This is a genomic window from Pseudomonas sp. W2Oct36 (assembly GCF_041060465.1).
GTDB classification, from domain to species: domain Bacteria; phylum Pseudomonadota; class Gammaproteobacteria; order Pseudomonadales; family Pseudomonadaceae; genus Aquipseudomonas; species Aquipseudomonas graminis_B.
This window is the reverse complement of record NZ_JAUERW010000013.1, coordinates 93,160-105,852: the sequence shown is the minus strand read 5'-3', so window position 1 is coordinate 105,852 and position 12,693 is coordinate 93,160. Positions and strand designations below refer to the sequence as shown.

Here is a 12,693-nt window from a genome sequence, read left to right as displayed (position 1 = left end):
ACAGCGGCAGGCTGTCCAGCGTGACGAAGTGGGCCGGAACCATGTAATCCGGCAGGCGTTGTTTCAGTTGGATGCGCAGCTGTTCTTCGTCGAAATCTTCGGCGACCAGATAGCCCACCAACTGCATGCCGGTGGCGAGTTCACGGGCGATAACCACCGCGTCGTTGACGGCTGGGTGATCCAGCAGCGCCGCTTCGATCTCGCCGATTTCCACGCGCAAGCCGCGCAGTTTGATCTGGTGATCGAGACGGCCGAGGTATTCCACCACGCCGTCGGCACGCCAGCGGGCCAGGTCGCCGGTGCGGTACAAACGCTCGCCACTGCCGAACGGACTGGCAACAAAACGCTCGGCGGTCAGCCCCGGACGCAGGTGATAACCGCGCGCCAGGCCGTCGCCGCCGATGTACAGCTCGCCCGGCACGCCGATGGGCTGCGGGTTGAGGCGGCTGTCGAGGATGTGGATTTGAAGGTTATTTATCGGGCGACCGATGGGCACGGAAACGCCCGGCTCATCAACGCACGTCCAGTGAGTCACGTCGATGGCCGCTTCCGTCGGGCCATACAGGTTGAACAGGCCGGCGTTGGGCAGGCGTTGAAGGGTTTCCCGCGCCAGATCGGCAGGCAAGGCTTCGCCGCTGCAGACGATGCGTTTCAGGGACGCACAGCCGGCGAGATCGTCCTGAGCCATGAAGGCACCGAGCATCGACGGGACGAAGTGCAGCGTGGTGATCTGCTGTTGTTCGATCAGCGTCTTCAACAGCAGCGGATCGCGATGATCCCCCGGCTGAGCGACCACCAGACGCGCACCCACCATCAACGGCCAGAAGAACTCCCAGACCGACACGTCGAAACTGAACGGCGTTTTTTGCAATACCGCGTCTGATGCGTCGAGTGCGTAAGCCTCTTGCATCCAGGCCAGACGGTTGAACAGTGCGGCATGGGTATTGCCGGCGCCCTTGGGTTTCCCCGTCGAGCCGGAGGTGTAAATCATGTAGGCCAGCTGCTCGGGGTGCAGCTCTACAACTGGCGCTGTGACGGGATAATCCGCCAATCCCAGATGATCCAGATTCAGCACCCGCAGGCCTTCCACGACCGGCAAATCAGCGATCACCCCATCGTGGCTCAGCAGCAACCCGATCCCGGCGTCTTCCAGCATGTAGCGCAGACGATCTGCCGGGTACTCAGGGTCCAGTGGCACATAGGCAGCGCTGGCTTTGAGCACCGCATACAGCGCAACCACCATTTCCACCGAACGCAACGCCGCCACGCCCACCAGAGATTCCCGCCCCACGCCCTGTTCGCGCAGGTAATGGGCCAGCTGATTCGCACGCTGATCCAGTTCGCAATAACTCAACACCGCATCGCCAAAGCGCACAGCCTCCCGCTCGGGATGTGCCTGCGCCAGCCGCTCAAAATGCCGATGCACAAACGGCTCGGTATCAGACCAATCCCGCGCCGTGTCATTGACCACCGCCAACTGCGCGCGGTCCTCAACATCCAGCAACTCGAAGTCGCCAATCGCCGCATCCGGCCGCTCCAGCAACTCGGCAAACAGCTGCTCAAAACGCCCATGCAGCCGCTCGATGCTGCCGTGATCAAACAGATCCGTGGCGTAATTCCAGTTCCCCGACAGTTCCCCCGCCGCGTTTTCCCAGGTGTGCAGCGCCAGGTCGAACTGCGCGCTGCCGTTGTCCAGGGGCATCAGCGTGGCGTTGAGGCCGGGCATCAATTGCAGCGCTTCGTCCTGGCGTTGCTGATGGTTGTAGAGCACCTGAAACAGCGGGTTGTGGCTAAGGCTGCGTTCCGGCGCCAGGGCGTCCACCAGTTGCTCGAACGGCAGGTCCTGATGGGCTTGTGCGCCCTGGGAGGCCAGGCGAACGCTGTCGATGATCTGGTTGAAACTGGCGTCGGCCTGCACGTCGCCGCGCAGAATCTGGGTGTTGACGAAGAAGCCGATCAGGCCCTCGGTTTCGGCGCGCTGACGGCCGGCAATGGGCACGCCGATGCGCAGATCGGTCTGGCCGCTCATCCGCTGCAACAGCACTTGATAGGCAGCCAGCAGGACAGTGAACAAAGTCACGCCGCGCTGCCGGGCCAGTTCACGCATACGCCCGGACAGTGCCGCGTCGAAGCTGAACGGCAGGCGCGCGCCACGGAAACTCTGGCGCGCCGGGCGTGGACGGTCCGCCGGCAGTTCCAGCACCGGCGGCTCGTCGCCCAGTTGTTGCTGCCAGTAGGCGAGTTGCCGATCACCCTCGCCCGCGTCCAGACAGGCGCGCTGCCACAGGGCGACATCGGCGTAGCTGAGCGGCAGCGGTGGCAGTGAGTCAGTATCGTTTTGAAGGGCGGCGCGATAGGCCTCGACGAAATCCAGCAGCAGCACTTGAATCGACCAACCGTCGGCGATGATGTGGTGCAGACAGACCAGCAGCACGTGATCGTCTGCGGCGCGTTCGATCAACGCCACGCGCCACAGCGGGCCCTGGGCCAGGTCAAACGGGCGTCGGGCGAAGGCGTCGGCCAGCGCCTGCACTTCGGCTTCGTCAGCCGCGCGCAAACGCTCGAATGGCAACGATTGACCAGGTTGAATCACCTGCTCCGGCGTGCCGTCTTCAGCGGTGGCGAACACCGTGCGCAGGCTGGCATGCCGCTCGGCCACGCGCTCGAACGCCGTTCCCACAGCCCCGACATTCAGCTCGCCCTTCAGGCGCAAGGCACCCGGCAGGTGATACGTGCTGTTGCCCGGTTCCAGTTGCTCCAGAAACCACAGACGCTGCTGGGAAAACGACGCCGGGCTGCGCTCGCCCGCCACACCCGGTGGCACCGGCAACGACGACGCATCCAGGCCCTGCTCGCGCAGCTTGTTCAAAAACACCCGACGCTGAGCGCTGCCAAGGCTGAGGAAACGCGCGGCCAGCGCCAGCAGCTTGCTCTGTGAAGTCATGCTCGGTTGCGACATCAGTTGCTTTCCTCCAGCTCATTCATTAACTCGTCCAAGGCATCGAGCCGGTCGAGTGTCAGGGTCTGCCCCTGCAAGGTGTCGATCAGCGCCGCCTGGGCGGCGACGGTGGTGGCTTCGAAGGCCTGGGCCAGCGGGATGCTCACCCCGAGGCGCTCGCGAATGCGCGACAGCAGCCGCGTCGCCAGCAACGAATGGCCGCCGAGTTCAAAGAAGTTGTCATGACGACCGACCTGCTCAACCTTCAGCAGGCTCTGCCAGAGTTCGGCGAGGACTTCCTCACGCTCGCCCTGTGGCGCTTCGAACACGCGCTCTTCCAGGCTCGGCGCCGGCAGTGCCTTGCGGTCGAGCTTGCCGTTGGCATTGCGCGGCATCTGTGGCAGCACAACGACGTGGGCCGGCACCATGAACGCCGGCAGGGTCTGCGCCAGCGCGCTTTTCAGCACGTCGCTGGACAACGCCTGCTGCGCCTCGGCGACCACATAGGCCACCAGTTGCGGGCCGTGGGCCGTCGGTAGCGCGCTGACCACGGCGTCGTGCACCCAGGGTTGCGCCAAGAGCAGGTTTTCGATTTCGCCCAGCTCGATGCGCTGGCCGCGGATCTTCACCTGGAAGTCCGCCCGGCCGACGTATTCCAGCGCGCCGTCGGCGTTCCAGCGGGCCAGGTCGCCGCTGCGATACAGCCGCGCACCGGTTTCGCCAAAGGGATCGGGCAGGAAGCGCTCGGCGGTCAGCCCTGGCCGCGCGGCATAGCCACGGCCGACGCCAACGCCGCCGATGTACAGCTCGCCCACCACACCGGGCGCGGCCAGTTGCAGGTTGGAATCCAGCACGTACAGGCCGTTGTTGTCGGTGGGCCGGCCAATCGGCATGTTGGCGTTGAGGGCGGGCGCGGCGGTCAGAGTGTGCAGCGCGACATCGTCGGCGCACTCCGCCGGACCGTAGGCGTTCACCAGCGGCACCTCGGGGTAGCGGGCAAACCAGCGCGCGGCGAGGTCGGTGGTCAGCGCTTCGCCGGTCGGCAGCAGCCAGCGCAGGGCATCGAGTCGCTGGGGTGCGACCGCGAGCATGGCGTCGATCACCGCCGGCACGCATTCCAGCACGCTGACCTGATTGGCCGCGACTGCCTCCAGCAGGCGTTGCGGGTCCTGGACCACGGCGTCCGGCAGGATTTCCACGCGCCCGCCGAACAGCGGCGCGGTGAGGAACTGCCACACGGAAATGTCGAACCCGGTGGCGGCGGTCTGGGCAATGACATCGCCCTCGCCCAGCCGCAGATACGGCAGCTTGGACATCTGGTTGTTGAGCATGCCGCGCTGGTTAACCATCACCCCTTTCGGCTCGCCGGTGGAACCGGAGGTGTAGATGACGTAGGCCAGTTGCTCGGCCGTTGCGTAGCGGCCCGGGTTCTCGTCGGCGGACTCATCGGCGCGAGCCAGCACGTCCTCAAGCACCCGCACACGGGGCTTGCGTTCAGCCAGCGCGACGATCGCCTCGACCTGGGGCAGACACTCCCGCGGCGTCAGCAATACCGGCGCGGCGCTGCTGACCAGCATGCGCGCGCTGCGCCCGGCCGGGTGACGATCATCCAGCGCCAGATAGGCCGCACCGGCCTTGAACGCGCCGACGATCATGCTCAACAACGGCAGACCGCGGGGTGCGAAGAGCGCCACCACGTCGTCGCCCTGTACGCCCGCTGCGATGAGGCCGTGACCGATGCGGTTGGCCTGACGATTGAGTTCGCGGTAGCTCAGGCGTTGACCCTGACAACGGGCCACTTCCTGGGCCGGATGGGCCAGCACCCGCGCCTCGAAACGCTCCAGGTAGCTGATGTCGTACCAATGCGGTTGCACCGGGCCGAGCCCTTGGGCCAGCAACTGCTCGCGCTCGTTGTGCTCAAGGATCTGCAACTGGCTCAGGGTCTGCTGCGGGTTGTCGATCAACTGGGTCAGCAAGCGGCGGAAATGGCTGACCAGCGTGCCCATCTCGGCGTCGTTGAAGTGCCGGCTGTCGTAGGTCAACTGCAGTTGCAGGGATTCACCCGGCAGCAGCACCACGGTCAACGGGTAGTTGGTGTGGGTGCGGTTGGCCAGCGGGTTGATGCGGTATTCGTTCACGGCCTGCTGCACCTCGGCACCCAACGGAACGTTCTCGAAAACAAACAGGCTGTCGAACAGCGGCTGGCCGCGCGGGGTATCGGCGAGCAGCTGAATGTCGGCCAGGGACAGGTGTTCGTGCTGGCGCATGTCGGCGTTCTGCCCCTGCAAGGCATTCAGCAGCTCCAGCGCCGACGCGCCCATGCCCGGCCGGCGGATGCGCAGCGGCAAGGTGTTGATGAACAGCCCCAGCGCGCTTTCGATGCCTTCCAGCTCGGTCGGACGACCGGCCACGGTGACGCCGAACAGCACTTCGTCGCGGTCGGCATGGCGCATCAGCAACAAGGCCCAGGCGGCCTGCACGAAGGTGTTCGCCGTCAGACGATGCTGACGGGCTTGTTCGGCCAGTTTCGTCGTCTGCTCGACACCCAGGGCCAAGGTCACGTCGCGCATTTGCGAATCACCCTGAGGACTGTGGCGGTACGGCAGTGGCGTGACGTCGGTGAAGCCCGCCAATGCGTTGCGCCAGTAATCGCGGCTCACCGCTTCGTCCTGCTCGGCGAGCCAGGCGAGGAAGTCGCGGTACGGCCGCGCCGGCGGCAGGCTGACCTGACGCCCATCCAGGAACGCGCGGTAATGGGCGAAGAATTCAGTGAGCATCAGGCCCCGGCACCAGGCGTCGATCAAGGCGTGGTGGTGGCTCTGGACGATGCGGAAATCCGCCTCGCCGAACTTGATCAGGCGCAGGCGCAGCAACGGCGCCCGGGCGAAATCGAAGCCCTGCTCGCGCTCGCTTTTCAGCAGGTCTTCAAGCTCGGCCTCGGCGGCGTCCCGGGACAGATGGCTGAGGTCGATCAGTTGCACCGGCGACGGCACGCGGCGCATCACGATCTGACGCTGCACGCCGCTTTCCAGCCCATGAAACGCCGTGCGCAACGCCGGGTGTCGCTGCACCACTTGCTGCCAGGCGAATTTGAACGCCTCAAAATCCACGTGACTGCCGACGTCGTACTGATCCTGCATCAGGTAGATGCCGTTGCCCTGCTCCAGCAGGCTGTGCAGCAAAATGCCCTGCTGCATGGGCGCCAGCGGCAGGATGTCTTCGATCTCCCGCGCGGGGATGCCCAGCCCGTCGAGTTGCGTTTGATTCAACGCCGCCAGGGGGAAGTCCGACGGCGTCAGGCCGGCATTGGTTTCATCGCTGCAATGGGCGATCAGCTGCAACAACTGCGCTTCATACAGCGCGACCAGTTGCTCGATGCTGTCGCGGCTGAAGCGTTCGCGGCTGAAGGTCCAGTCCAGCTGCAACTCGCCGTCGCGGACTTGGCCGTCCACCGCCAACGCATTGGCCAGCGGCCCTTGGGGGTCGCGCGCATTAGCCGGTGTGCGGCTCGACAATGCGAACAGCGCGCCCTCGCTGTCATCGAAGCGGCCGAGGTAGTTGAAGGTCACGCCCTGCCCGATCAGCTCCGGCAAATCCGCCCCAGCGATGTACTTCAGTAGTCCGTAGCCGAGGCCTTTTTCCGGTACCGCGCGCACGGCTTCCTTGACCGCCTTGAGGGTGGCGACCGCGTCATCCGCAGCGTCCAGCGCCAGTGGGTACAGGCTGGTGAACCAGCCGACGCTGCGGCTCAGGTCCAGGGTGCCGGTGGCGTCTTCGCGGCCATGGCCTTCGAGGCTGATGACCTGGCGACGACGGCCGCTCCACTGCCACAGCGCCTGGGACAATGCCGCCAGCAGCAGGTCGTCGATGCGGGTGCGATACGCCGCCGGGGCTTCGCTGAGCAGGCGACGGGTGTTGGCCACGTCGATTTTCAGCTGCAGGGTTTCGCTGTCACCGACAAGGCTCTCTACCGAAGCATCGCCGGGCAGAGTGGCATCGGCGGCGTTCAGCCCTTGCCAGTACGGCAATTGGTTTTGCAGCTCAGGGCTATGCGCCAGGGTGTTCACCGACTGCGACCAGGTCTGGAAGCTGGCGGTTTTATCGGCCAATGCCACGCTCTTTCCAGCCGCCAGTTGGCGGTAAGCGAGTTGCAGATCTTCCAGCAGCACCCGCCACGACACGCCGTCCACGGCCAGGTGATGGATCGCCAGCAGCAACCGCGCTTCGCCCGACGGCAGACGCGCATGCACCAGCCGCAGCAGCGGACCGGTGTCGATGTTCAGGCTGCGCTGGGCTTCGTCGTTGAGCGAATCGAGGTCGTCTTCGCGGCTCAGTTCGCAGGTCCACAGCACGCGCTCGGCACTTTCGCTGTCGCGGTAACGCTGCTGCCACTGGCCTGCATCGTTCTGATGGAAGCTCAGGCGCAGGCTGTCGTGGTGGGCCAGCACAGCGGCGAGGGCCTGCTGCAATAGCGCGGTGTCCAGCGCCTGGGGCACGTCGAGCAACAGCGACTGGTTCCAGTGCTGACGCTGGGCGATGGGCAGGCTGAAGAAGCGCGCCTGAATCGGCGTCAGGGCAAACTCGCGGGGCGCAACGGCGGCCGTGACGGGCGCAGCGGCAGGCTTGGCTTCGGCCACCGTGGCGACTTGGGCGAGTTCGGCGATGGTCTGTTTTTCGAACAGCTGCTTGGGCGTCAGGCGAATGCCCTGACGCCGCGCCCGGGCAATGATCTGCAGGCTGAGAATCGAGTCGCCGCCGAGGGTGAAGAAGTTGTCGTGACGGCCCACCGCTTCGACGTTCAACGCCGCTTGCCAGAGCGCGGCGAGTGCAGCTTCGACCCCTTCGTGAGGCGCTTCGAAATCTTCCGATGTTGTGGTCGGCGACGGCAGCGCGCTGGCGTCGAGCTTGCCGTTGGCGGTCAGCGGGAAGGCGTCGAGGGTCAGGATATGGCTCGGCACCATGTAGTCCGGCAGGCTGTGGGCCAGCTGTGTGCGCAGCGTCTCGCCATCCACCGTTGCACCACTCGCCACCAGCGCATAAGCGATTAATTGGCCGCGATCATCGACGCGGACATGGGCGTCACGCAGGCCGTCCAGCTGGCGCAGCCGCTGGGCGATTTCACCCAGGGCCACGCGGTAGCCGCGCACCTTGACCTGGTCGTCGGCACGGCCGAGGAACTGAATCTGCCCGTTGGCCAGCAAGCGCGCGCGGTCGCCACTGCGGTAGAGCCGCGCGCCACTGCCCCTCGGGTCCGGAATAAACGCCGCAGCGGTCATCGCCGGGCGCTGGTGATACCCGCGCGCCAGGCCCGGCCCGCCGATGTACAGCTCGCCGACGTCGCCCTGCACCACCGGTTGCAGATGGTCGTTGAGAATCAGCGCGATGGCGTTGGGCAGCGGACGGCCGACGGGCACGCTGTCGCCCATCGACTCTTCAAAAGCCTCATTGCTCAGCACGCCCACGGTGGTTTCGGTCGGTCCATAGTGATTGATGACCCGGCAGCCGGGCTTCAAGCGGTTGACCTGGGCCGCCAGCTCCCACGGCAGCGTGTCGCCACCAAGAATCAGCGCGTGTTCCGGCAGCACATCGGCGGCATTCGTCGCCTGCAACAGGCCGTTCAAATGGGTCGGCACGATCTTCAGCACACTCACCCTGTGCTCGGCCATGTAGGCGGCGAAGCGGTCGGCGTCATTGGTGCGGTCGGGGCTGATCAGGTGCAGCGAACGCGCTGAGCACATTGCGCCGAACAGCACGGTGTGGCCCAAGTCGGCGCCGACGGTGGAGACCATCGCCATGCTTGCTTCGGGCGCCAGATCAAGACGGGCGAGCAAGCCCTGGACGTAATCGGCCAGAGCGCCGTGACTGATGACCACCCCTTTCGGCGTGCCGCTGGTGCCGGAGGTGTAGATCAGGTACGCGGCCTGATCGGCGTTTACGGGCACATCCAGTGTTGTCGCCGGTAGCGAACGCCACGCAGCGTCGGCACCCACGCTGATGACGTTGCCATGGAAGTCGCCTGGCGCAGCCACGTCACTGATCAACGCGCTTGCGCCACTGTCGGCCAGCACAAACGCCTGACGTTCGGCGGGCCATTTCGGGTCCATCGGCAAAAATGCGGCGCCACTCTTCATCACCGCCAGCAGGCCGACGACGAACTCCACCGAGCGTTCCAGCAGAATACCCACGCGGCTTTCCGCGCCCACCCCGGCCTGGCGCAAATGCTGCGCCAGTTGATTGGCCTGGGCGTCGACCTCGGCAAAACCGGCGCTGCGCTGTTCGTCTTGCAGGGCCAGACGATTCGGTTGTGCGCGCACGCTGGCGTCCCACAGGCTCAGGACATCGGTGGCCGGGAACGTCACGGACTCGGCAGCGAGGCATGAAGGTTCGGCGCCGATCTGCAAATCAGCCAGACGCACCTGCGGTTGCGCCACCACTTGCGCGCAGATCCGCAGCAGGTCACCGGCGAGACCGGCGATACGCGGTTCGTCGAACAGGTCGCACGCATAGGTGAACACCGCCTGAATGCCGTCGGCGTCGTCGGTGATGTCCAGGCCTAAATCGAAGTGCGCCGAGTAGTCGTCGAGCTGATTGACGTCCATGCGCACGCCGGCCATTTCAACGTTCTGCGGCAGCGGGAACTGCTGGGTGAATTTCACCTGACACAGCGGGTTGTGGCTGAGGTTGCGCGACACGCCGAGGGCTTCGACCAGTTGCTCGAATGGCAGGTCCTGATGGTGTTGCGCACCCAGCGCGGTGTGGCGCACGGCGTCGATCAGCGTGCTGAACGACTGCTGCGGCGACACCTCGCTGCGCAGCACCAGGGTATTGACGAACAGGCCGATCAGGCCTTCGGATTCGGTGCAGGTCCGCCCCGCCACCGGCACGCCGACGCGCAGATCGGTATGGCTGCTGTAACGCTGCAACAGGGTTTTGTAGGCGCCGAGCATGACCATGAACAGGGTCGCGCCGTGACGGCTGGCGAGGTCGCGCAGGCCCTGGCTCAAGTCGCGGTCAAGGGCGATGGCGTAACGGGCGCCGCGATGGCTTTGTTGCGCCGGACGCGGGCGATCGGCCGGCAGATTCAAAACGGTCTGGGCATCACCCAATTGCTCACGCCAGTAGGCCAGTTGACGCTGGCCTTCCCCACCGGCCAGACGCGCGCGCTGCCAGGCGGCGAAGTCGGCGTATTGAACCGGCAGAGGCGGCAACGTCGGTTGTGCCCCCTTTGCATGGGCGCTGTACAGCGCAGCGAATTCCTTGAGCATGACCTGCACCGACCAGCCGTCGGCAATGATGTGGTGCAACACCAGCACCAATTGCTGCCGGTCCGGTGCCAACCGCACATTGAGCACCCGCCACAGCGGACCTTTCTGCAAATCCATTGGCTGCTCGACGGCCGCTCTGGCCAGTTCGCTCAAGGCGGCTGCCGGGTCGGTGTCCTCGCTCAGGTAATGGCGTTCGACCAGCACCGGGACCGGCGCGTGGATGCGCTGCACCAGCTTTTCGTTGGCGTCGATGGCGAAGGTGGTGCGCAGGCTTTCGTGGCGGGCGGCCAGGTCGTCAAGGCTGCGTTGCAGCGCGGCATCATCCAGCGCGCCGTTGAGACTCAGCTGACCGCACAGGTGATAGGCGCTGCTGTCCGGCTCCAGTTGCGCGAGGAACCACAGGCGCTGCTGGGCGAAGGATTGCTCGGGATCGCTGTCACGGGAAATGCGCGGCACGCCCGCAGAGGCTTCGGCACTGCGGTCATGGGTGGAGAGGTGCGCGGCGACGTGGGCGTTGAAGGCGCCAAGGGTCGGATGTTCGAACAGGTGGGCGGGCTCAAGTTTCAGGCCCAACTCGCTGTTCAGACGGGACAGCACTTGCACCACGCCCACCGAATCACCGCCACGGGCAAAGAAGTGATCGGCAGCGATCAGGTCGCTTTTGCCGAGGACTTCCTGCCACGCGGCCCGCACTTCCGACAGCAAAGGCGAAGCCTCAACCGAGACGTCCGTGCTGTCAGCATCGAGCAAGCGCCCGTCCTGCCAGATCGCGAAGCTGTCGAGGCTGCCGTTCTGCCAGCCACTGCGGCAGGCGGAACGCTGCAGCTTGCCACTGGTGGTGCGCGGCAGTGCGCCCGGCTCCAGCAGCACGATGACTTTGGGCGCCACCAGAAACAGCTCGGACACGGCGTCGCGCACCGCATCGCAGATCATCGGCGGCTTCATCAGGCGGCGCACGTTGCGGCTGATCTCCAGGGCCAGGCCGACGCCTTCGACGCCCTGCTCGTCCGTCACTGGAAACGCCGCGATGCGCCCGCGACGCAGCAGCTCGACGCTCTTCTCCAGCGCCTGCTCGATGTCCTGGGGGTAGAGGTTCTGGCCGTTGAGGATGATCAAATCCTTCAAGCGACCGGTGATGAACAGCTCGTTGTCGCTGGCGATACCCAGATCGCCGCTGCGCAACCAGCGCTGGCCGTCTTCCTCGACGAAGGTCTGCGCGGTGGCTTCGGCGTTCTGCCAGTAGCCCTGGGCGACACTCGGCCCGGTAATCCAGATTTCGCCGACGTGACCCGGCGCGAGGCGCTGCAGCGTCGCCGGATCGACAATGCGCAGGTCGTGATCGGGCCGGCACCAGCCGCACCCCGGCAGACGACTTTTCGCGTTCTGGTTGGCGAACACCGCCTCTGCGGCCTCCCCGGCGGCCAGTTGGCTGCCGTCGAAATGCTTGATGCCGAACGGCCTGTCGCGCTCGGCGGCGCTCACATACAAGGTCGCTTCGGCCAGCCCGTAGCTCGGCGTCAGGGCGCGGCGGTTGAAACCGGCTGGCTCAAAATGTTCGCTGAAGGCATCCAGCGTGGCGATGCGGATCGGCTCGGAGCCGGAAAACGCCAGGCTCCAGCGATCCAGCACCAGGCCTTTCACGGCGGCGGGCTTGATGCGCTCGACGCACAGGCGATAGGCGAAATCCGGGCCACCGGAGAAGGTCCCACCGTACTGACTCATCGCTTCCAGCCAGCGCGCCGGCCGGCCGAGGAAGTAGTTAGGCGACATCATTGTCAGCGTGCCGCCGTAGTACAGCGGCAACAGCAGGCCGCACATCAGCCCCATGTCGTGGTAAAGCGGCAGCCAGCTGACCCAGCTTTCCGATGCGGGGTCCGAAATGAAGTGCCGGGCCATGGCGATTTCGTTGGCCATGAGATTGTCGTGGGAGACCATCACGCCTTTCGGTGCGCTGGTGGAGCCCGAGGTGTATTGCAGGAAGGCCAGCGAGGCGGTGTCGATCAGCGGCGCCTGAAACCCTGCGTGGCCGTCGGCGATTTCTTCCACTGCAGCGAAGCGCCCGCCAGCGGGCATAAAGGGTTGCAACAGGTGTTGGAATTTGTCCAGGTCTTCCCGGCGCCCGAGGACCATCTGCGGCGCGGCGTCGTGAAGGATGCCGGTGAGACGGTCGAGGTGGGTCTGGCGGTTGTACTCCGGAGCGAAGGCCGGCACCGCGATGACCCGAGCGTACAAACAGCCGAGAAATGCCGCCGCGTAATCGGCGCCGGTCGGCAGGATCAGCACGCATCGCTCGCCGCCCTGCACGCCGAGGTGCTGCTGAAGGCAGGCGGCAATCGAACGCGCCCTGGCATCCAGCTGGGCGTAGGTGGTCAGCAGCGGCGCCTGGTCCTCGTGGACGATGTGTCGAAGGGCAATCCGGTCCGGCTGGGTCTGCGCATAAAAGCCCACCAGTTCGGGAAAATGCGCGGCCTGATCTCGTATGGATTTCAT

Annotated in this window: 2 protein-coding genes (1 of these 2 only partly in view); both read right to left on the bottom strand. The window is 65.5% G+C overall.

Annotated elements, in window-relative coordinates:
* On the bottom strand, nucleotides 1–2,959 hold the start of the coding sequence (locus tag QWI18_RS17495) for a non-ribosomal peptide synthase/polyketide synthase (protein WP_369319381.1). 13,256 nt of this gene lie to the left of the window's left edge; 2,959 of the gene's 16,215 nt are visible here — the first part of the coding sequence; its start codon is at nucleotides 2,957–2,959; its stop codon lies off the left edge, out of view.
* Nucleotides 2,959–12,693 (bottom strand): amino acid adenylation domain-containing protein, encoded by a 9,735-nt coding sequence (locus QWI18_RS17490; RefSeq protein WP_369319380.1) that lies wholly within the window; start codon nucleotides 12,691–12,693, stop codon nucleotides 2,959–2,961. Before QWI18_RS17490 ends, QWI18_RS17495 begins: the two co-directional genes overlap by 1 nt.